Origin of the sequence: Embleya sp. NPDC059237, from assembly GCF_042754105.1 — a bacterium.
Taxonomy (GTDB): Bacteria; Actinomycetota; Actinomycetes; order Streptomycetales; family Streptomycetaceae; genus Embleya.
Map to the genome: position 1 here is coordinate 575,134 of NZ_JBHZAE010000003.1, position 19,878 is coordinate 595,011.

General features: G+C 70.5%; 19 protein-coding genes. 9 read left to right on the forward strand and 10 right to left on the reverse strand.

Features of this window, described 5'->3' with window-relative positions:
• The first annotated feature begins 44 nt into the window (after window positions 1–44).
• The 3 genes from ACFXKZ_RS13215 to ACFXKZ_RS13225 are packed head-to-tail and all read left to right on the forward strand — an operon-like array spanning window position 45 to window position 4,854.
• On the forward strand, window positions 45–2,822 hold the full coding sequence (locus ACFXKZ_RS13215; RefSeq protein ID WP_379999619.1) for a CocE/NonD family hydrolase: 2,778 nt from the start codon (window positions 45–47) through the stop codon (window positions 2,820–2,822).
• The gene (locus ACFXKZ_RS13220; protein WP_379999621.1) at window positions 2,822–3,718 is read left to right on the forward strand and encodes an ABC transporter permease; all 897 of its coding nucleotides are present in this window, start codon (window positions 2,822–2,824) and stop codon (window positions 3,716–3,718) included. The genes ACFXKZ_RS13215 and ACFXKZ_RS13220 overlap by 1 nt, the downstream gene beginning before the upstream one ends.
• Window positions 3,715–4,854: a damage-control phosphatase ARMT1 family protein gene (locus ACFXKZ_RS13225; protein WP_379999623.1), complete on the forward strand. Its 1,140-nt coding sequence runs from the start codon at window positions 3,715–3,717 to the stop codon at window positions 4,852–4,854. Before ACFXKZ_RS13220 ends, ACFXKZ_RS13225 begins: the two co-directional genes overlap by 4 nt.
• A 236-nt stretch (window positions 4,855–5,090) precedes the next feature.
• Here the strand turns inward: ACFXKZ_RS13225 and ACFXKZ_RS13230 are convergent, their stop codons facing one another.
• The 6 genes from ACFXKZ_RS13230 to ACFXKZ_RS13255 all read right to left on the reverse strand — a co-directional run bounded on the left by ACFXKZ_RS13230 (window position 5,091) and on the right by ACFXKZ_RS13255 (window position 9,576).
• The gene (locus ACFXKZ_RS13230) at window positions 5,091–5,585 is read right to left on the reverse strand and encodes a hypothetical protein (protein WP_379999625.1); all 495 of its coding nucleotides are present in this window, start codon (window positions 5,583–5,585) and stop codon (window positions 5,091–5,093) included.
• Window positions 5,586–5,855: 270 nt separating this feature from the next.
• Window positions 5,856–6,995: an ATP-grasp peptide maturase system methyltransferase gene (gene tgmC, locus ACFXKZ_RS13235; protein WP_379999627.1), complete on the reverse strand. Its 1,140-nt coding sequence runs from the start codon at window positions 6,993–6,995 to the stop codon at window positions 5,856–5,858.
• Complete coding sequence (tgmB, locus tag ACFXKZ_RS13240; RefSeq protein ID WP_379999629.1) at window positions 6,985–7,959, reverse strand: ATP-grasp ribosomal peptide maturase; 975 nt, start codon at window positions 7,957–7,959, stop codon at window positions 6,985–6,987. The genes tgmC and tgmB overlap by 11 nt, the downstream gene beginning before the upstream one ends.
• Window positions 7,959–8,249, reverse strand: a complete 291-nt coding sequence (gene tgmA, locus ACFXKZ_RS13245) for a putative ATP-grasp-modified RiPP (RefSeq protein WP_379999631.1) — start codon at window positions 8,247–8,249, stop codon at window positions 7,959–7,961. Before tgmA ends, tgmB begins: the two co-directional genes overlap by 1 nt.
• A 261-nt stretch (window positions 8,250–8,510) precedes the next feature.
• Window positions 8,511–8,708 (reverse strand): DUF397 domain-containing protein, encoded by a 198-nt coding sequence (locus ACFXKZ_RS13250; protein WP_379999633.1) that lies wholly within the window; start codon window positions 8,706–8,708, stop codon window positions 8,511–8,513.
• Window position 8,709: 1 nt separating this feature from the next.
• Window positions 8,710–9,576 (reverse strand): helix-turn-helix domain-containing protein, encoded by an 867-nt coding sequence (locus ACFXKZ_RS13255; protein WP_379999635.1) that lies wholly within the window; start codon window positions 9,574–9,576, stop codon window positions 8,710–8,712.
• Between the two features lie 202 nt (window positions 9,577–9,778).
• Here ACFXKZ_RS13255 and ACFXKZ_RS13260 point away from each other — a divergent pair, with 202 nt between their 5' ends.
• Window positions 9,779–10,327: an ATP-binding protein gene (locus ACFXKZ_RS13260; protein WP_379999637.1), complete on the forward strand. Its 549-nt coding sequence runs from the start codon at window positions 9,779–9,781 to the stop codon at window positions 10,325–10,327.
• 659 nt (window positions 10,328–10,986) lie between these two features.
• Entirely contained in the window at window positions 10,987–11,118 is a 132-nt protein-coding gene (locus ACFXKZ_RS13265) for a hypothetical protein (RefSeq protein WP_379999639.1), read from the forward strand.
• A 53-nt stretch (window positions 11,119–11,171) separates the two neighbouring features.
• Here ACFXKZ_RS13265 and ACFXKZ_RS13270 read toward each other — a convergent pair whose 3' ends face one another.
• The gene (locus ACFXKZ_RS13270; RefSeq protein ID WP_379999640.1) at window positions 11,172–11,759 is read right to left on the reverse strand and encodes a dihydrofolate reductase family protein; all 588 of its coding nucleotides are present in this window, start codon (window positions 11,757–11,759) and stop codon (window positions 11,172–11,174) included.
• A 234-nt stretch (window positions 11,760–11,993) separates the two neighbouring features.
• Here ACFXKZ_RS13270 and ACFXKZ_RS13275 point away from each other — a divergent pair, with 234 nt between their 5' ends.
• The 3 genes from ACFXKZ_RS13275 (at window position 11,994) to ACFXKZ_RS13285 (ending at window position 14,298) form a co-directional block, all read left to right on the forward strand.
• Window positions 11,994–12,680, forward strand: a complete 687-nt coding sequence (locus ACFXKZ_RS13275; protein ID WP_379999643.1) for a DUF402 domain-containing protein — start codon at window positions 11,994–11,996, stop codon at window positions 12,678–12,680.
• A gap of 160 nt (window positions 12,681–12,840) precedes the next feature.
• A complete protein-coding gene (locus tag ACFXKZ_RS13280) occupies window positions 12,841–13,344 on the forward strand; it encodes a SigE family RNA polymerase sigma factor (RefSeq protein ID WP_379999645.1) in 504 nt (167 codons plus the stop codon).
• 9 nt (window positions 13,345–13,353) lie between these two features.
• The gene (locus ACFXKZ_RS13285) at window positions 13,354–14,298 is read left to right on the forward strand and encodes a hypothetical protein (RefSeq protein WP_379999647.1); all 945 of its coding nucleotides are present in this window, start codon (window positions 13,354–13,356) and stop codon (window positions 14,296–14,298) included.
• Between the two features lie 41 nt (window positions 14,299–14,339).
• Here the strand turns inward: ACFXKZ_RS13285 and ACFXKZ_RS13290 are convergent, their stop codons facing one another.
• Window positions 14,340–15,248, reverse strand: a complete 909-nt coding sequence (locus ACFXKZ_RS13290) for a LysR substrate-binding domain-containing protein (protein WP_379999649.1) — start codon at window positions 15,246–15,248, stop codon at window positions 14,340–14,342.
• 267 nt (window positions 15,249–15,515) lie between these two features.
• Between ACFXKZ_RS13290 and ACFXKZ_RS13295 the strand changes: the two genes are divergently transcribed.
• Window positions 15,516–17,510, forward strand: coding sequence for a ricin-type beta-trefoil lectin domain protein (locus ACFXKZ_RS13295; protein ID WP_379999651.1), 1,995 nt, complete (start codon window positions 15,516–15,518; stop codon window positions 17,508–17,510).
• A gap of 75 nt (window positions 17,511–17,585) precedes the next feature.
• On the opposite strand, the gene ACFXKZ_RS13300 is transcribed toward ACFXKZ_RS13295, so the two are convergent.
• Together ACFXKZ_RS13300 and ACFXKZ_RS13305 are read right to left on the reverse strand one after the other, a co-directional pair.
• The gene (locus tag ACFXKZ_RS13300; RefSeq protein WP_379999653.1) at window positions 17,586–18,416 is read right to left on the reverse strand and encodes a DUF1707 domain-containing protein; all 831 of its coding nucleotides are present in this window, start codon (window positions 18,414–18,416) and stop codon (window positions 17,586–17,588) included.
• A 10-nt stretch (window positions 18,417–18,426) separates the two neighbouring features.
• Entirely contained in the window at window positions 18,427–19,818 is a 1,392-nt protein-coding gene (locus ACFXKZ_RS13305; protein ID WP_379999655.1) for a PLP-dependent aminotransferase family protein, read from the reverse strand.
• Window positions 19,819–19,878: the final 60 nt, after the last annotated feature.

A 19,878-nucleotide genomic window follows, 5' to 3' on the forward strand; every position in this document is an offset into this window, starting at 1 on the left:
GGGGCCGGTCTCCGACCTGCGTGGTTGCCACGTAGGGTCTGCGCATGAGCCTCCGGACGGCATTCGGCCGCCCCTTCGCCGCCGTGCGCACGCGACTGACCACGCGTCGGTCGCGGGTCGTGGCCGGTGTCCTCGCCCTCGTGGTGGTCGTGATCGCGGTCCTCGGGGTCGGCGTGCTCGTCGGGGACGACGCCGCGACGCCGGTACGCGCCACCGAACAGCGTGTGGATGTGGCCGCGGGGCCGGGCGATCCGGCCCGGATCGGCATCGACACCACGCTGTTCGTGCCGCCCGGTGTGCGGGGGTCCGCGCCCGCGGTGCTGCTCGCGCACGGATTCGGCGGCAGCAAGGCCGAGTTGCGCCGGGACGCGGAGTCGCTGGCCCGTTCGGGGTATGTGGTGCTGACCTATTCGGCGCGCGGCTTCGGCGGCTCGGCGGGGCAGATCATGCTGGACCAGCCGGACTACGAGGTGGCCGACGCGCGGGCGCTGATCGACTGGCTGGCCGCGCGGCCCGAGGTGCGTCTGGACGGTCCCGGCGATCCGCGGGTGGGCGTGGCGGGCGCCTCGTACGGCGGCGCGCTCTCGCTGCTGACCGCCGCCTACGACCCGCGCGTGGACGCCATCGCGCCGCAGATCACCTGGCACGACCTCGCCGACGCGCTGCTGCCGAACGCGGCGGGCGGCGGGCCGGCCGAGGGTGTGTTCAAGAAGATGTGGGCCGGGTTGTTCTTCTCCTCCGGGACCAGCCCGCTGGGCGGGCTCGCGCCGATAGACGCGAAGACCGGGTGCGGTCGGTTCGACGACCGGGTCTGCGCGATCTACCGCGAGGTGGCGGTGTCGGGGAAGTCCACGCCGCAGGCGGTCGATCTGCTGCGGCGGGCCAGTCCGGTCTCGGTGGCGGACCGGATCGCGGTGCCGACGCTGCTGATCCAGGGCCAGAACGACTCGCTGTTCCCGCTCGACCAGGCCGACCGCAACGCGGCGGCGATCGCCCGCAACGGCGCGCCGGTGGAGATGGTGTGGACGGCGGGCGGGCACGACGGCGGGCGACCGCAGAGCGCGATGGTGCGCGACCGGGTCACGGGGTGGTTCGACCGGTGGCTCAAGCCGAGCGGGCCCGCGCCCAAGGCGGGTGCGCCGGCCGCCGCCGGGTCGTTCCGGGTGACCCGCTCCGGCGGGGTGGACAGTGCGACCCGGGAGCAGCGGCTGCGGATCGCCGACACCGACCACTACCCGGGCCTGGGCGGAACCCGGCAGCGCGAGGTGACGCTCGCGGGGCCGGAGCAGACCGTGGCCAATCCGCCGGGGGGCGCGCCGACGTCGGTGTCCGGGCTGCCAGGGCTCGGCCTGTTGGCCGGCTCGGGTGGGCCGGCCGCGCTGGCCGCCGGCGCGGGCGACCTCGGCGGGATCGCCTTCGACCTCCCCGGGCAGAGCGCGTTCTTCCAGAGCGACCGGATCGATCGGAGCGTGCACATCACCGGTTCGCCGACCGCGCGGGTGCGGGTCTCGGGCGCCGACGACATCGTGTTGTTCGCGAAGTTGTACGACATCGCGCCGGGTGGGGCGAGTGTGCTGCCGCATCAGTTGGCCGCGCCGATCCGGGTGAGCGGGGCGCAGGGCGGGCGGGACGTGGAGATCCGGCTGCCGGCGATCGACCACGAGGTGGACTCGGGCCACCGGTTGCGGCTCGTGTTGACCGCGACCGACCTGGGGTTCGCGTCGCCGAACACGCCCGCGAGCTACCGGGTCGCGCCGGCGGGGCCGCTGACGCTGCCGTCGGTGCCGGGGTTGCACGTGGGCTCGACCGGCTACCCCTGGTGGACGTGGGGCCTGCCGCTGATCGCGGTCGTGGTCGCGGCGGCCCTGCTGCTCACCGGGCGGCGCCGGGCGGCGGCGACCGCGCCGGACCCGGATCTGGCCGACGTCCCGCTGCAGATCCGCGGCCTGACCAAGCGGTACAAGGGCGGCAAGCTCGCCGTCGACGACCTGTCCTTCGGGGTCGAGGCGGGCCAAGTGCTCGGTCTGCTCGGCCCCAACGGCGCGGGCAAGACCACCACGCTGCGGATGTTGATGGGCCTGATCCTGCCGGACGACGGCGAGATAAGGATCTTCGGCCGGGTGGTCGGGCCCGGCGCGCCGGTGTTGTCCCGGCTCGGCTCGTTCGTCGAGGGCCCGGGTTTCCTGCCGCACCTGTCCGGGCGGGAGAACCTGTCGCTGTACTGGCGCGCCACCGGCCGGCCGCACGAGGACGCGCACTTCGACGAGGCGCTGGAGATCGCCGGGCTCGGCGAGGCGCTGGACCGTAACGTACGCACCTACTCGCAGGGCATGCGCCAGCGGCTGGCCATCGCCCAGGCCATGCTCGGCCTGCCGGACCTGCTGGTGTTGGACGAGCCGACCAACGGGCTCGACCCGCCGCAGATCCGGGCGATGCGCGACGTGCTGATCGGCTACGCGGCCACCGGTCGCACCGTGGTGGTCTCCAGCCACCTGCTGGCCGAGGTCGAACAGACCTGTACGCACGTCGTGGTGATGCACCGGGGCCGGCTGATCGCGTCCGGTCCGGTCGGCGAGATCGTCGGCAACGGCAACACGCTGGTGATCGGAACACCCGTACCGGACCTGGCGATCGCGACCCTGAAGGACCTGCCGGGCGTCGGCTCGGTGGAGCCCGAGGAGGGCGGCGTACTCGTGCACCTGGCGGGCGCGCAGACCTCCGCCCTGGTGGCCGAACTCGTCGGCGCCGGCGTCGCGGTGGACCGGGTGACCGCGCGCCGCCGGTTGGAAGACGCGTTCCTGACGCTCATTGGGGAGTCCTGATGACCCGTACGCTCCCCGAGTTGCCGACCGACGAGGGCGCGCACCCGATCCCGGGCGCGGCACACGCGCACGGCTATCGCCCCCGGCACACCTTGCCGATCTGGGTCGAGACGGTGCGCCAATTCCGGCGCCGGCGCACGCTGTTCATGATCGGGCTGCTGCTCGCGCTGCCGTGGATCCTGGTCGCCGCGTTCAAGATCGGCGGCGATCCGTCGGCGGACTCGGTGCCCACGCTGGTGGACGTCGCGACCAGGAGTGCGCTGAACTTCACCGCGTTCACCCTGTTCGTCTCGACCGGGTTCCTGCTGGTGGTGGCGGTCGCGCTGTTCTGCGGCGACACCGTGGCCGGCGAAGCGAGTTGGTCCTCGCTGCGGTATCTGCTGGCCGCTCCGGTGCCGCGTGCCCGGCTGTTGTGGGTCAAGCTCGTGGTGGCGCTCGGCTACAGCGTGCTGGCCCTGGTGTTGCTCCCGCTGATGGCGATGATCGCGGGTGCGATCGCCTTCGGATGGGGGCCGTTGGACCTGCCGGTGGGGGCATCGCTCCCCACGGGCGAGGCGCTGGGGCGGATGTCGGTGGTGGTCGCGTACGGCGTGGTGGCGCAACTGGTGGTGATGGGCATCGCGTTCTGGCTGTCCACGGTCACCGACGCCCCGCTGGGCGCGGTGGGCGGCGCGGTCGGCCTGGTGGTGGTCTCCAACATCGTGGACGCGGTGACGGCGCTCGGGTCGTGGCGGGACTACCTGCCCACGCACTGGCAGTTCGCGTGGGTCGACGTCCTCCAGACCGACCCGCAGTGGGACGGCATGATCAAGGGCTCGGCGGTGTCGGTCTCGTACGCGGTGGTCTTCCTGGCCCTGGCGTTCCGCCACTTCGGCCGCAAGGACATCGTCTCGTGAGCCCCGACGCGGCCCCGGTGGTCACGGGCGCCGAGCCGGGGTCGTTCGCGCGGTCGGTGCTCGCGGAGCGGCATCCGGCGTTGTTGGAGCGGGTGTCGGCGGCGTTTCCGTGGCCGCCGGAGCGGCGGCGGGCGCTGGACGACCTGCTCGGCGAGGTCTCCGGCGGGGTGATCGCGCCGCTGCCGGCGGATGTGCCCGACGCTGGCGGGTGGGGCTCCCATGTAGGGCGTTCGTGGTTCGAGGTGCCGTTTTTGTGGGCGGAGAGCTACTTCTACCGTCGGCTGCTCGCGGCCACCGGCTACTTCGAACCCGGTCCGTGGCGGGGGGTCGACCCCTTCGGGCCGTTCAAGCGGGACGAGTTGCGCGGCGCGGTGGTGGACGAGGAGTTGGCGGCGCTCGACGACGTCGGGGCATCGTCGGGTGATGCGCTCCTGCGGGGCGCGCTGTGGGGCAATCGGGCGGACCTGGGCTTTCGGATGTCCGCGTCGAGTGGCGAGCCGGCGGCTTCGCACCTGGTCGCGGACGATAGCGCCCGGTTGGGGTCGCGGCTCCCGGTCGACGGCGCGGCCGAGGTGCACCTGATCGCGGACAACGCCGGGCGCGAATTGATCCCGGACCTGGTACTGCTCGACCACCTGCTGCACACGGGCCGGGCCGCGCGGGCCGTGCTCCACCTCAAGCCGTACCCGTACTTCGTCTCCGACGCGGTCACGGCCGACTTCCTGGCCGCGCTGGACCGGTTGCGTGCCGCGCCGGGGCGGGCCGCCGCCGTCGGCGCCCGCCTGTGGTCGGCGCTGTCCGCAGGCCGGCTCGGGGTGGGTGTCCACCCGTTCTTCTGCGCCCCGTCGCCCTACGAGGCAATGCCCGACGACCTGCGCCGGGACCTGTCGACGGCGACGCTGACGATCCTCAAGGGCGACCTCAACTACCGCCGCCTGGTGGGCGATCACCACTGGCCCCCCACCACCCCCTTCGCCGACCGCGTCACCCACTTCCCGAGCCCGGTGGCCGCCCTGCGCACCCTCAAGTCCGACGTGGTGATCGGCCTCACCACACCGACCCTGACCACCCTCGAAGCAGGCACGACCCCATGGCGCACCACGGGCACACATGCCCTGATCCAGGTGAGCCCGTAGGGGCCTGGCCATCGACCGCGATCGCCGAGCCGGCGGGGCCGGTCAGCCGTATGCCGCAGTCCACCTCCCCGTGTCGACAGACCCGTCACGGAACCGCCAGGTGCCATCCCGCACCGGTTCCCACCTGCTGCAGCCCGCCGCCGGGAGGCGGGCGGCACCACCTCGACCGCGAGCCGTCCGGCATGGGTTTCCCAGTCCACCTGCACCCTCACTCGGCGGCGCCGTTCCTCGGTGATTCAGATGGCTTCCGAGCACTGGTAGGGCGCCTCGGGGCGGGCGCCGGAGCTGTAGGCGTGCTGGAAGTTCACGCGGATCTTCGCTCCGCTGTGCCAACGGAGTTCGAGGCCGAACGGGATCGCGCCCGGTGGGTCCTCCTGCGAGTAGCGCGTGCTCACTTTCCGCAGTTCGGGACTGCCGCTGTTGACCACCAGCGCGGCCAACCATTCCTCGATGTCGGCAACCCGGACCTTGGCCCCATCGATGGCAGGCACCGACTCCAGGCGCGTCGGCGGCTCGCCCCGCACCTCGGTTTCCGGCTGGGCGTACTGGTCGCCCGCCGCCGACTCCGCCGTGATGCCCAGATCGACCGTGGCCCCGTTGCGCAGGCGGAGTGAAACGCCGTAGGGCCCCGGCCGAGGAGCCTTCTGCTCGCCGGCCTCGGTGCGAACCGCAACGTCGGTGACCGCACCAGACTGCCTGAGCAGTTCGGCCAACCAGGGTTCGAACCGCATGGGGCGCATGAATACCTCTCGACGGGGGTGTGGGGTTCGGCAGGCTGGATCGGGATCGGGGGGTCGGACTGCTCGGGAAGGGTCGGTCGTTGCCCAGCTCTCTGGTCACTCATGGCAGCTACGCGTGCACCGTTGGTGATTTTGCTCCCAAGGCTCCCGTGATCACAACCGCATCCCTCGACTCGGCCTGCGGTGGCGCCGTTCGCGGCCGGCGGTTGTGCGTGCGGAAACCGTTGGCGTGCCCGGCGCGGCGACGGGGCGCTGCCGGGGTCAGACCGGAAGTTGCCAGGACGGGCCTTCGGGGCCGCCGATCCAGACGGTCTGGGTGAGGTCGGCGGCGACGGTGAGCCCGAACGCGGACTGGTCCGGTGAACCGACGCCTTGCCAGGCGATCAGCGCGTCTTCCACCTGGTCCCACAGCCGGAGCGGGCCATGTTGATGGACGACTCGGCCGGCTCCGTTCGCCTCGGTCCACGCCTGCGATCCCGTGGCCACGTCCCGAAGGATCAGGCCGTCGCTCGCCGTCATCAACTCGGCCGAGGGCGCGGCCAGTTGGGCGACGAAGGCGCCGGTCCATCCCTCGATCAGGTCGGGGTCGACCCGGCACTCGCGAACCGTGCCCGCGTACCGCTGGAAGACGGGACGAGGCGGCCGCTCGTGCGGACGCGCGAGCATGTAGGAGACCGTGTCCCCAAGGAACCGACCCGACGCGATGTCGTTGTCGCCGAGGGTGAGTCGCACCAGACCCGAGGCGGGCAACCAGCCGCCGAGGGTGGTGGTGATACTGCCGGTGTCGGTCACCTGCCACAACCACGGAACCGGGATGTGCCGCACGGAGCACGTGGCGACGACCGCGTCGTACTCGCCTCCGGCCCGGTACCCGAGCAGCCCGTCGCCCACGACGAGATTCGGCGTGTATCCCGCCGCACGCAGGTTCTCGGCCGCCTGCCGCGCGACGCCGGGGTCGTACTCGATCGACGTGACGTTCGCGTCGCCGAGCCGATGGCACAGGATCGCGGTGGAGTAACCGGTCCCGGTGCCGATCTCCAACACCCGATCGCCGTCCCGAATGCCGGCCACCTCCAACATCCGCACCACCAACGACGGCAACGTCGACGAGGACGTGGGGCTGCCCACCACCGGCCCTTCGACATCGGCGGCATGGACCCCGTCGACCCGGGTCACCCACGTCTCGTCCGAGTACACGAGCCGCAACCAGGCATCCTCACCAACCTCCGCCCGCCGAACGGACTCCCAACGAATCCCATCCGACCGAAACACGGCATCCCCCAAAAACCCCTCCCGAGCCACCCCCTCCACCGCCCTGCGCCAAACGGAATCGAAGGACACGTTCTTCTCGGCAACCCGCTGGGCAAGGCTCACACGCAGGGAAACGGGATCATCGGTCATCTCGACCTCCGAACTGAAGTTGGTCGGCCAAGGCGACCGTAATGCAGTCTGTGATGCGATCGGGGAACCACGCCCACTGGCCGTTGGGGTTGCATTCGTAGAACCACCACTGCCCGTCGACATCCAGCCCGAAATCGAATGCGTCGAACACCAGGCCGAAGGTGTCGAGATATCGACCGATGCCTTGGATGACCTCGGACGGAACGGCCACCAACATGTAGGAAAGCGCGTCGTATTCGCGGCGCCAGTCCAGCCCTCGGGCACCGTCGATGCGCACTGCGAACAGCTCACGGCCCACGGCAGTCACCCGAACGTCGGCGACCTTCTTCACCCGCTCCTGAAAGAGGTGTGTGGTGACCGAGATCCCGCCGTCGAGGGTGGAAGGGTCTACCTCCTCCACCCATACCGTCTGCGCACGCCCGTCCGCTCCGAAATAGTCCCCGTTCCACAGCGGCTTGTAGATCACCGGTTCGGCTCGTGACGCGAACCGGCGGGCCTCGACAGGGTCGTTCGTCACCAAGGTCGCCGGCACGGTGAGACCGCACTGTGCGGCCGTCGACAACTGAATCGGCTTGTACTCCGCGTCGCGGTTTCGGTGAGGATGATTGACATAGTGCGCCCCCGGGAGTGACGCCAGGATCCCGCCGAGTCCAAAGCGAGCCTGCTCGACGCACCACCGCGCATCCTGGGCTTCGAGACCCGGAGCATCGTATGCACCCGGTCGACGCCAGTAGACGGAACGAATTTCATGCAACGCGATGTTGCGACTGGCCGTTCGGAGGGTGCCCGCCATTCCGCGACCACCGAAAGTCGCGCTCACGGTGACCGCACCAGGGAAATCTCCGGGATCGAGGCGTACAACGGGTACTCCCCGCTTGCCGAGTTCCATGACGACCAGATCCCCGGTGACATCGTCGAGGCGTGTAACAACGAGCACCGGCGAACCGGGACTTGCGCTACGCATCAATCAGTGTCCCCTTCCTGATCGCTACCCTGGTCCGAGTTGCCGTCGAGGCTGGTCTTGGTCTTGGTCTCGCGAGACGTCTCGGTCCTCTTGTGGCGATCCATCAGTGGGACTTCGGCACCTTCCGCTGTAAGCCACCGACCCGTCTGGGTATCCGCGTCCAGCACGACCCGGGTATAGGGGACGACCTCTGCGGGAGGGAAGGGTTCCATCCGACGAACCCCCCAAGGCGTTGGAGGCTTCTCGATGAACTCGGCTTCCACGCATGTTCCGGTCGACGTCTCCGTCATCCTGCTTCCTCCTGTACGCGGAACGAGTCAAGGTGAGTCGGCCGAAGCCGTGTCGGCCGGCATCGGCATGGTGGCCGACAGATGACTCCATAAGGCAGTCATGTGCTTACAGAGAGTCTGCACCTGGCAGGGCTGTGATCACAAGGAGTGTGGTGCGATTCGCAAATTGCATATACGGAGCCGCTGGTGAGAGTGGACTCGCGACTTGTAGCAGGAATGACGATGGGCCTCCCGGTGGGGAGGCCCATCGTGCGGAGCGGGCTACTTTTTGATGGCGTCCACGAGCGAAGCCCAGGCGGTCGGGGTGAACAGGTGCGCCGGGCCGGTCGGGATCTTGGAGTCACGCACGCCCGTGAGTCGTCCAATGGGCGCCGCTTCGACACAGGAGTTCTCCACCCCTCCGCTGTACGTCGACTTCCGCCACTCGGCCGCGACAACGCCGGCATCCACTACGTGCATCTCAGGTCCTCAGTTCCTTCACTATGCTTTCGATGAACCTGCGGGACTCCAGCACTGGCATGGCCCCTGCGGTAAGTCGCCGGAAAGCTCGGTCGTAGTGGGCGACTTGCTCGGCGTCCTCTACGAAAATGCCGCTTGTGCCAGTATCTTCGTACGCCACGTCAGGTTCCCCCGCCTGGAAGCTGAGCAGGTTGAACGAGCCTCCTACGGCAGCATAAAGACCGCTTGCGATCGGGAGAACCTGGAGTTCGACGCGAGGGAGTTCCGAGACCTCGATCAAACGCTGCAACTGCTCGATGCGGACATGCGGTTCGCCGATCTCGTGTCGCAGAACGGCTTCACCCACGATGAACCACAGCTCGACATCCCCCTCGTGACCGCTGCTTCCTCGCCTGGCCACGATCGCTTGTCGCTCTTGTCGAACCTTCACGAAGGCGTCCACCTGCCGCGGGTCGGTCACCCGACCCGTTTCCTTGTAGACGGCCCGAGCATAGGCTTCGGTCTGGAGCAGTCCGGGGACGAGTTGGTTCTCGAAGGCGCGGATTCTGGAGGCTTCCTCCTCCAGTGCCACGAACGACGCGAAGCTCTTGCCCAGGGAGTACTGCACCCACCATCCACGCCGCCTCGACTGGCGGGCAGCTTGGACCATCTCCTCGATCTCGGCCGCGTCGGTCACGCCGTAGAGCGCGAGCAGTGCGCGAAGGTCCATGGGGCGGACGCCTGACCGCCCGGTCTCGATGCGACTGATCTTCGAGTCGTCGCACTCCAACACCCTTGCGACGTCTTCCTGATCCAGACCGGCGGCCAGGCGCAAGGCGAGCAGTTTCTTCGCAAGCTGGCGACGTCGCACCGTCGGTGCCTCAGCCATGTCTTCCCCTTCTTCCGGCAGCGAGCAGCAGTGTGGTCGCTGTGGCGTCGAAGTGTCACATCGGCGTGAGCATCAACTTCAAGTTGCGACTTGCACATCACGAGTTGCCTGAGCCATGCTCACTGCAACAGCTGCTTACGCACTGTGTGAACCTGTTCACGCTGTGCGCCGAGGCTGTCGTGCTTCCCATCAGGAGCGACGCATGGTCACGACCAGATCCGGCTCATCACGCTTGATGCCCGACCGCGTGGCAAGTCGAAGACCAATCCCAGAGCTGGTTGCCGGGCTCTACCAACGAATCGACCCACGACCCACCCGCTTGCTCGTTGCGGGCGCGATGGGCCTGTTGGCCGCCACACCCACCGCGATCGATGATGCGCTTCGATGTGCGGCGGAAATCCACGGCAACGCGGTACGGCACACCGAGTACGGCCCTACGTCCGTCCAGGTGTGGCACCTGCCGGCCACGCGTCGAGCGCTCGTCGCAGTGGGCGACAACAGCCTGGCCACGCCCATCCGTCGCTTCGGGAACGACGTCGAAGACGAGAGCGGGCGCGGGTGGCGCATCGTGGAAGCCCTGTCCGATGCCTGTGGATACGTCGTCCAGAAGGACGGAAAGCACGTGTGGTTCGCCGTCTCGCTCTGTCGAGTCGAGATGGCGCAACTTGGCATCACGCCGGACGACTCTCATGGCAGCGACCAGCGCCACCGCTACCCCGACAGTCGGGGCGGAAGGCAGTCGCTCTCTTGAAAGACCCGATCCGGCGGTGCGCGCGGGGTTGGCCGAGGAGGTCCATTGCGCGGAACGTGCGGTGACTCGGTCCTGTGAAGAAAGGACGCGGCTCCGAGATGACAGATGATCGCGATGAGGTTCGCGACAGGCGGGACGATGGCTCGGCGCTTGAGCGGGTGCCGGATGAGGCTATGCGGTTGCCGATTCCGAAGGCGGGTGAGGGACACGCCAAGTCACCTGAAAGAGCGGGGACTTGGCGGGCGCTTGGGGCCTCGTCTGCCTTTGTTCGGCTTGTTTCGTCCGTGCCGCTCGATCGGGGGCGAAGGCGCCTTGTGGTGGCTCGGGAGGTGGGGCCGGCTCGGCGGGTGGCCGGGTGGGTCACCGGGGAGGAGGTCAACCAGGCCGCCGGGTTTGTCGAGCGGTATCGGGGTGCCTGGTGTCGGGACGGGCGGAGCGGGCGGGAAGGGGAACTCGTGGAGGTGAGTGGACGTCGGGTGTATCTGCGTGGGGTGGACGGGGGCGAGTTGACCTGCCGGCTACCGGCGTTGATGGTGGTGCGGTTGCCGCCTCCTCGGTTGTACCGGCGGGTTCGGTATGTGGGGAGGGAGGATTCGGCTGACCGGCCGGCCGGATACATCGCGGAGATGTGGGCGGTTGACGGGGGGACGCTCGCGAGCGTGCAACCACCCACCGGGCCCGCGTGGTTCGCGCTGATGGCCGACCTCGAACGCGACCTCCCGACTGGTGCTGTTGCCGGTTGGGACGACCCACCGTTCGTCTCGGACTCGGGTGCCGACGCGGACGTGTGAGTGGGCCCGATGCGTTGGCCTTCGTGATCGGGTGCCGGCTCGTTCCTGGTGCGTCAGTGGCGGGTGAAGGTGGTGATTGTGACGTCGTTGGGGAAGGTGGTGCGGGTGGTTGATGTGAAGGAGGTCGGGGTGAACTTTCCGTTGAATGCCGGGATTCCGGATCCGGCGACCACGGGGTAGCTCTTGATGATCAGTTCGTCGATTTCCGGCAGCAGGGTGCCGGCGAGGAGGCCGCCGCCGCAGAGCCAGATGTCCAGGCCGTCCTGCTGCTTGAGGTCGCGGACCACGGCGAGCGGGTCGTCGTCGACCACTGTGACCGCCGGGTCGGGGGTCGAGGTGAGGGTGCTGGACACGACGTACTGGCGCAGGTGGGCGTAGGGGCTGGGAAAGCCTGCTCGCAGGCCGGGGCCGTAGGTGCCGAGCCCCATCAGGACGGTGTCGAAGCGCCGGTTGGGGGTGTCAGCCAAGCCGTGCGCGGCGCGTATGAGGGTCGGGACCGTCTCCGGGTAGCGGGCATTGACCCACTCGGCATAGGCGGCGGCTTGCTCCTCGTCGCCCTGCGGGTAGAAGTCGACCTCTCCGTCGGGACCGGCGATGTATCCGTCGATGGTGACGGCGATGTAGTAGACGAGCTTTCGCACTCCGGAGACCCCGATCACAGAACTATGAGTGAAGTGGTTTGAACGTAGTACTGTATCTGTAGTGGTGTCAATGATGCGCGAAGACGCCGGGGATGTTGGGGCCGGCGGGCTTCGATGGGGCAGGAACTGGCTGTGTCCGTGCGGGGGTGCCCGTACCCGGATGTTCTTCGCATGATGACCCACCCGTAACATGACTCACGGTCAGGTGTCACGGGCGCTGGGTACACCAAGCTCATGTCTAACATCCTGCGCATGCACGAGCACTTCGAGGATCCCCGTTCCGCGGCCGGTACCTGGTCTTCCGGCGACCAGGTGCTCTGGCGTTATCTGCGCGGAGGTCAGGTCCTGGACTGTCGGCCGGTGACCGTGGTTCGCGACGAGCCGGACCAACTCGCGGTCTGGCTCGCCGGCGGTACCTCACGGGTCAAGCCGATGTTGCCGGACGGATCGGACATCCGGACCGCGCCGATCGAACGCAGATTCAGGCTCGGCCGGATCCCCTCGGTCGTCGAGTGGCACGGGACCGGCGTGTTGATGCTGGCCCGGCCGGGCGAGCCGTGGTCGGTCTGGCTGTTCTGGCAGCCCGGCTGGCGGTTCTCCGGCTGGTACGTCAACCTCGAACGCCCGCGCACCCGTTGGGCGGGCGGCGTGGACACCGAGGACCACGTGCTGGACGTGTGGGTCACCCCGGATCGCCGCTGGGAGTACAAGGACGAGGACGAACTCGCCGCCTCCCGCGAGGCGGGCCGGCTCACCGATCGCCAGGTCGAGGCGATCGAGGCCGAGGGCCGGGCCGCCGTCGCGGCGATCGAGGCGTGGGGCGCCCCGTTCGACCAGGGGTGGGAGAACTGGCGTCCCGACCCGGCCTGGCCGCTGCCGCAACTCCCCGACGACTGGGCGGACAACGCCCGCATCGCCTAGACCAAGATCCGCCGGACAGGGCCTGGCGACCGCCGGGGCGAGTCTCCATTTCCGGGCCCGACTTCGGTCGGGCCCGACGCGTGTGCGGATCGGTTCGTCGTCGGGTGCAACCCTTTCGCCCCTCGGCCGCTCTGAACGGGGTGAACCGAAGGGGGCCGAGATGCCGACAGCCGGACGGCGAGATTTCGAGGAGTACGCGCGGGCGCGCCAACATCAGCTCTATCGCACCGCGTACCTGCTGTGCGGCGACGCGGATCGGGCGCAGGACCTGGCCCAGACCACGCTGGCCAAGCTGTTCCAGCACTGGAAGCGGGCGAGCCGGGCGGAGAACCTGGACGCGTACGCGAAGACCGTGCTCAGCCGCACGTTCCTGAGCGAGCAGCGCGGTCGCCGACGCGAGTACGCGGCGCACGAACTCGGGGCCGCGGGACCGCCGTCCGCGCGGCACCCGGACCTGCGACTGACCCTGCTCGCCGCGCTGGCGACGCTGCCGCCCAAGCCGCGCGTGATGGTCATCCTGCGCTACTGGGAGGACCTGAGCGTGGACAACGTCGCCGCCCTCCTGCGCTGCAGCACCGGCAACGTGAAGAGCCAGTGCGCCCGTTCGATGGCCAAGCTCCGGGCCGAACTCGGAGACCTCCACCTGTACGCGACGGAAAGCTGAGGCGGTGTCATGCACGACGACGGGTACGAAGAGCACACGGGTCGGGATCTGCGCATGGTGATGGACCGGGCCACGGTCGAACTGCCCCCGCTGCCGGACCTGGTGGCCGACGCGATCCGGGACGGGCGCCGCCGCCGGGTGCGTTCGCGGGCGGTGCTGAGCGCGGTGGTGGTCGGCGCGGTGGCGGCCGTCGCCGCGCCGACCCTGCTGCTCGGGCCGTTGGCCGGGAAGGACACCGCCCGGGCGGGCGCCTCGCGAAGCGGCGGGGAACTGCCGTTGGCCCCGGCGAACTGGCCGACGGGTCAGCCGCTCGCCGTGCCGACCAAGGCATATCCGACAGTGCACGTCGAGCAGACGGGCGAGTCCGGGCCGAGGCCGCGACTGACCAGGGAGGAGACCGAACTCCGGTACGCGTTCAAGCAGAAGGCCGCCGACGTGCTGACCAGACTGCTGCCGCCCGACGTGGGCGAGATGCGGATTCCGGACAACGGCGCGCAGAGCTATCGACTGGTGTCGGGCGACAAGACGTACGACATCACGTTCCGCGTCGACGTGTCCGGCGGCGGCCCCGCGAGCATCGCGCCCACCCCGGCCGGCGGGGCCGACGCAGGCGGGGCGGCGCCGCCCTCGTCGGTGAACGGCACGTGCGCCGAGACCGCCGTGCTGCGTCAGAGCAAGACCACGGAGGTCTCCTGCACCGACGCCAAGCTGCCCGACGGCACGGCGATCTCGATCACGAGCCGGCCCGCGGCGCGCGCGGGCACGGTGATGAGCCCGCCCGTGCCGATGGCCGTGTTCAGCTACCGCGGGGCCGACGTCATGCTCGCGCTGTTCGCCGACGTGAAGACCAATACGGCGCCGGCGGTCGGCAACGAGCAACTGGCCAAGGTGGTCACCGACCCGACGTTCCTGGAGCTGGTCGACTTCTGGCGGGACAACCGGATCGGCCGCTGAGGGCCGACCCGAACGGCGCCGTCACGACCCGGCGCCGGCCCTCACCGCACCACCCGCACCGGCAGATCGCCCACCGCGCGTCGCAGCGCGACCGCCAGGTCGGCGAACTCCGCGCCCCGCCCCGTACTGGAGCGCATCACCAGGCCGATGCGTCGGTACGGGGCGGGCGCGGCGAAGCGGGACACCGCCAGCTGTGAACCCGGGCGGGTCTCCACGTCGATCGCGGTCTGCGGGAGCAGGGTCACGCCCAGGCCGCCGGCGACCAGCTGGACCAGGGTGGGCAGGCTCGCCGCCCGGGTCGCGCCCGCCTCGGACGCGCCGACCTCGCGGCACACGTCCAGCGCCTGGTCGCGCAGACAGTGGCCCTCGTCCAGGAGCAGTACGTCGAGGCCGCGCAGCGCGTCGCGGGGCAGGTTCCGGCGGCCCGCCAGCTCGTGGCCCTCGGGCACGATCAGGGTGAAGTCCTCCTCGTACAGCGGGATCTCCTCGACCCCGCCGAGCCCGGGGGAGGGCAGCGCGAGCAGGAGCAGGTCCAGCCGGCCGCCGGTGAGGCCGTCCATCAGCGAGCCGGTCTGCTCCTCGTGGACGTAGAGCTGGAGGTCCGGGTATTCCTCGCGGGCCAGCCGCAGCAGCGCCGGCAGCACATACGGCGCCACCGTCGGGATCACCCCCAGGTGCAGCGGCCCGGTGAACGGGCGCCGGGCCGATTCGGCCTCGTCCACCAGGTCGGCGAGCGCGTCGAGCACGCGGCGGGTGTGCCGCGCGACCCGCTCGCCGGCCGGGGTGAGCAGGACCCGCCGCGTGGTGCGCTCCACCAGCTGGGTGCCCAGGGCGTCCTCCAGGGCGGCGATCGCCCCGGACAGTGCGGGCTGACTGGTGCCCACCGCCGCCGCCGCGTCCCGGAAGTGCAGGTAGTCGGCCACCGCGGCGAAGGCTCTGAGCTGCGACAACGTCGGCGTGCGAGTACTGATGGGAACCACCTGTCGGGTGCGTGTGGGCGGCCGATCCCCCGGCTTCTCCACGATAGGGCAACCGCCCGGACCGCCCCCGCGCCGCGCACGCGGCCCGGCGGTCCGGTCGGGTGCCGGCCGACCCTTTGTGCCGCAAGTCACTTCTCTTCCGGTGTACCCACCGGTAGCTTGCTCTCGCTCCACTGTGCCCAAGTCCCCTTTGGGCGGCTCGTGCGTGTTCCTTCCATGCCACGAAGGCGAGGGTGCATGTCCAGATTCGAGCGGGTGCGGACGCTGGGACGGGTGCGCGGCAAGGTGTTGCCGGTGGCGCTGATGGCGACCCTGATGGGTCTCACCGGCGGTCTGACGGCGACCGGGTCGGCCGGTGCGGCCCCGGCCGCGGCCACCGCGCTGTCCCCCCAACTGGAGGCGATCCGGCAGGCCGAGGCCCAGGCGCTCTACGGGAGTACCGGGATCAAGCCGATCACCGAGCGCAAGACGTCGCTGATCTCGCTCGGCGACAGCGAGATCGCCGGCGAGGGCGTCGGCGTGTACGAACCCGGCACCGACGGCCCGGACAACTGGTGCCACCGGTCGCCCGAGGCGGCGATCCACAAGACCGGGATCCCGACCGACCTGACGTACAACGTGGCCTGCTCCGGGGCGTCCACGGTCAACATCAGGATCGGCGGCAGCAAGCAGTACGCCGACGAGCTGGTGCAGTCGGACAGCCTGGCGATCAAGGCGCGCAACACCCGCGTACAGCTGATCCTGCTGGTAGCCGGGGCCAACGACGACATCCAGTTCGGCCCGACCATGACCGACTGCGTGACCAGGCGGGTGTTCTTCCAGGGCGAGTGCTACGGCACGTACCAGCCCGGCTGGCAGGCGCGCGCGGACGCGATGCGGCCCAAGGTCGAGCAGACCGTGCGTGATCTGAAGACCGTCATGGCCGACGCGGGCTACGCGAGCGGCGACTACAAACTCGTGCTGATGGGCTACCCGTCGCCGATCGCCCCGGACGTGGAGGACAACCCCGACTTCCCCGGCTGGTACGCTGGCGGCTGCGTGGGCTACCTGCGCGATGCGGCGTGGGGGCGCAACGAGGCGGTGCCGATCTTCGAGCGGGCCGAGCGCCAGGCCGCGGCGAACACCGGTGTCACCTACCTGGACAACTCGCGGCTCTTCCACGGCCACGAGGTCTGTACCGACAACACCTGGGCACGCGGCCTGTGGTTCGCCAATCCGAACGTGTTCGACCCGAACACGACCCGGCAGAGTTTCCACCCCAACGCGCGCGGCCACCTGGCGTTCGCGTCCTGCCTGACCCAGCTGTACACCTCGGGCTGGAGCCAGGCCGGCTGCGCGGACCCGGCAAGCACCGGACAGGCCAAGTTGTATCAGGGTGTGCTCAGTGCCGACTTCCGGCAACTGCGCAACGAGGGAACCGGGTTGTGCGCCGACGCGTACGGCTTCTCCTCGCGCAACCAGACCCCGGTGGACCTGTGGCCCTGCCACGGCGGGCGCAACCAGGGTTTCCGGTACGACGCCGCGAACCAGTCGCTGCACACCGAACTCAGTGAGGACCGGTGTGTGGATCCGCTCGGCGGCGGGCGCGCCTCGGGCACCGCGCTGGTGTTGTGGAACTGCAACGGCGGTACCAACCAGCGCTTCGTCGAGGTTGCGGGCACCCTGCGGCCGGCCGACACGCAGACCCTGTGCGTGGCGGCGCCGGCGGCCGACGCGACGCTCGGCGCGAAGCTGGTGCTCGCCGGGTGTGACGGCTCGGCGGGGCAGCGGTGGGTGAAGGAGCCCGCCGCGCCGGTACGGTTCGCCGAACTCGTCTCCGGCGCCAAGTGCCTGGACGTGGACGGCGGCACGATGTCGTCCGGGCGGGCCGTACTGGCCTGGGACTGCACCGGCAACACCAACCAGAAGTGGTGGCGCAACCCGGCCACCGGCCAGGTGCACAGTCTGAAGGACCCGGCGTACTGCCTGGACAACCGCGGCGCCACGGCGGCGGGCGCGGGCCTGGGCATCTGGCGGTGTGACGACGCGCACGGGGCGTACCTGAACAACCTGCGCTTCGACACGGACGCGGCCGGCCGCCTGGTCAGCCGGGTCTCCGGCCTGGCGGTCACCGCCCCGGCGGGCAACGGCGCGGTCACCCAGCAGCCGGTGGGCGCGTCGCCGGCGCAGACGTGGACGGCGGGGGCCTCGGTGGCCCTGCCCTACTCGGTGATTCCGTACGACGCGTACTGAGCGCGCACGCACCACGCGGCCCCCGTCCGGATGCCGGGACGGGGGCCGTGGCCGCGGTCGATCCCGGGCCGCGGCTCAGTCACGGTCGGGGTCCTTGCGGAGGGGGTCCTCCCGGACGGGGTCGTCACGGCGGACGGGCTCGTCCTTGCGGAACATGTCGCGCTCGCGGCCCCGGTCGAGTTCGGGGCGGTACTCGCTCTCCGGGGGCAGCTCGCGCACGCGGTCCGCCTCCATCTCGCGGAAGCGGTCCGCCTTCATTTCGCGGACGCGCTCCATGTCCATCTCGCGCTTGCGCTCGCGTTGTTCCTTGCGCCGCTTGACCCGCACCGAGACGCCGCCCATCACGGCGAGGCCCTTGACCACCACGACGGGTGCGCGCGGGTCGTCGGTGTACTGCTCGTGCACGTCGAAGCTGCCCATGAAGCCGAACCCGTGGTCGCGCACGGTGACGCCCTCCGGGATCTTGATGTCGATCCCGCCCCAGATGGTGAACACCCGGATCACCAGCTCGGGTTCGTCGAACACCGCGTCGGTGAGGTCGATGTCCACCCCGCCCATGATCGCGACGGCGTTCAGCTTCCCGCCCGCGCGCCAGCGGCCCTTGCGGGTGGAGCCGCTCCAGAACGCGAACATGTTCGACCGGGCCGGAGTCGGTGACACCGACGTGGCCGCGGCCGGCTCGTAGCCGATCGGGGCCGGTGCCGGCAGGTCGGCAATCAGCGGTTCGAGTTGGCTCACCGTCCTCGCGGCCAGTGCCGCGTCCACCCGTTCGGCGTGTTCGTCGGCGGTCAGGCGGCCCTCCGCGAGCGCGTCGCGCAATACGTTGACGTAGCGGTCGCGGTCCGCGTCGGACGCCCGCAGCTCGGGTATGGGCGGTTGCGATCGACGCTCTGGGCTGGTGTCCACGAGGTCAAATCTAGCCCGGGGGTGCATCCGCCGGGAGTACGGACCGCGCGAGCAGGCGCACGGCCTCGCGCAGTCGGTCGGGGGACAACCCGGCGTAACCGATGATCACCGCCGGCGGGCCGGTCGCGAACGCGCGCAGGTCGGCCATCGGCTCGACTCGCACGCCGAGCGCCGCGGCCCGGCGTACCGTGGCCGACTCGTCGGAGCCGGGCGGCAGTTCGACGTAGAGGTGGATGCCCGCGGCGACGCCGTGCACCCGGGCGGCCGGCAGGTGTTCGGACAGCGCCTCGACCACCGCGTCGCGGCGGGCGCGGTAGTGCGCGCGCATCGCCCGCAGGTGCCGCTCGTACGCGCCGGTGGCCAGCATCCGGACCAGGGTCAGCTGGGGGAGGGTGGCCGAGCCGAGGTCGGCGTTGGTCTTCAGGTCGTGGATCTGCTCGATCAGCGGTGCGGGCAGTACGGCCCAGCCCAGGCGCATCCCGGGCGCGAGCGCCTTGCTGGTCGAGCCCAGGTGCACCACCCGGTCCGGCGCCAGGCCCTGGAGGCAGCCGACGGGGTCGCGGTCGTAGCGGAACTCGGCGTCGTAGTCGTCCTCGACGATCAATCCGTCGTGCGTGCGGGCCCAGGCGACCAGGGCCGCGCGGCGGCGGGGGGACAGGACCACGCCGGTGGGGTACTGGTGCGCCGGGGTGACCAGCACCGCCCGGGCGCCGGTGCGGGCCAGCGCCGCGACGTCGAGACCCTCGGCGTCGGTGGGGGCGTAGGCGACGGCCAGGCCGTGGGTGGTGAAGATGCCGCGCTGCCGGTCGCTGGAGGGGTCCTCCACCGCGAGTACGTCCCGGCCGAGGCGGCGCAGCGCCTGGGAGACCAGGGACAGGCCCTGGGCGACGCCGTTGACCACCACGATGTGCTCGGGCCGGGCCTGGGCGGCGCGGACCCGGCCCAGGTAGTCGGCCAGCGCGGCGCGCAACTCGCCCGCGCCGGACGGGCCGGGGTAGCCGAGCGCGCGGTGCGGGGCGGTGTTCAGCACGTGCCGGGTCGCGGCCAGCCACGCGGAGCGCGGGAACGCGGACAGGTCGGGCACCCCGGGCTTGAGGTCGTGGGTGATCGGGACGGCCGCGTCGGGATCGGGCGCGGCGGCCGGCTGGGGCGCGGTGCAGGCGGCGGTGACCTGGGTGCCGGAGCCGTGCCGCGAGACCAGGTAGCCCTCGGCGACCAGTTGCTCGTAGGCGTCGACGACCATGCCCCGGGAGACGTCCAGGCTCTCCGCGAGCGCACGGGTGGACGGCATCCGGAATCCGGCGGGCAGCCGGCCCGAGCGGATCGACTCGCGCAGACCCGACTGCACCTGGGCGCCGAGGCGGCCCGCGGATCGGTCGAGGTGGACGAGGAGTTCGCGCATGGGTGCCTGCCCTGGGGTGGCCGGGGTTCGTGCGCCCGCCCCGGAGGACGGGAGGGCGGT

Excerpts from the sequence above, each read along its gene's own strand:
- ACFXKZ_RS13215 (WP_379999619.1), top strand. The coding sequence starts at position 45 with ATGAGCCTCCGGACGGCATTCGGCCGCCCCTTCGCCGCCGTGCGCACG.
- ACFXKZ_RS13220 (WP_379999621.1), top strand. The coding sequence starts at position 2,822 with ATGACCCGTACGCTCCCCGAGTTGCCGACCGACGAGGGCGCGCACCCG.
- ACFXKZ_RS13230 (WP_379999625.1), bottom strand. The coding sequence starts at position 5,585 with ATGCGGTTCGAACCCTGGTTGGCCGAACTGCTCAGGCAGTCTGGTGCG.
- tgmC (WP_379999627.1), bottom strand. The coding sequence starts at position 6,995 with ATGACCGATGATCCCGTTTCCCTGCGTGTGAGCCTTGCCCAGCGGGTT.
- tgmB (WP_379999629.1), bottom strand. The coding sequence starts at position 7,959 with ATGCGTAGCGCAAGTCCCGGTTCGCCGGTGCTCGTTGTTACACGCCTC.
- tgmA (WP_379999631.1), bottom strand. The coding sequence starts at position 8,249 with ATGACGGAGACGTCGACCGGAACATGCGTGGAAGCCGAGTTCATCGAG.
- ACFXKZ_RS13250 (WP_379999633.1), bottom strand. The coding sequence starts at position 8,708 with ATGCACGTAGTGGATGCCGGCGTTGTCGCGGCCGAGTGGCGGAAGTCG.
- ACFXKZ_RS13255 (WP_379999635.1), bottom strand. The coding sequence starts at position 9,576 with ATGGCTGAGGCACCGACGGTGCGACGTCGCCAGCTTGCGAAGAAACTG.
- ACFXKZ_RS13260 (WP_379999637.1), top strand. The coding sequence starts at position 9,779 with ATGGTCACGACCAGATCCGGCTCATCACGCTTGATGCCCGACCGCGTG.
- ACFXKZ_RS13275 (WP_379999643.1), top strand. The coding sequence starts at position 11,994 with ATGTCTAACATCCTGCGCATGCACGAGCACTTCGAGGATCCCCGTTCC.
- ACFXKZ_RS13280 (WP_379999645.1), top strand. The coding sequence starts at position 12,841 with ATGCCGACAGCCGGACGGCGAGATTTCGAGGAGTACGCGCGGGCGCGC.
- ACFXKZ_RS13285 (WP_379999647.1), top strand. The coding sequence starts at position 13,354 with ATGCACGACGACGGGTACGAAGAGCACACGGGTCGGGATCTGCGCATG.
- ACFXKZ_RS13295 (WP_379999651.1), top strand. The coding sequence starts at position 15,516 with ATGTCCAGATTCGAGCGGGTGCGGACGCTGGGACGGGTGCGCGGCAAG.
- ACFXKZ_RS13305 (WP_379999655.1), bottom strand. The coding sequence starts at position 19,818 with ATGCGCGAACTCCTCGTCCACCTCGACCGATCCGCGGGCCGCCTCGGC.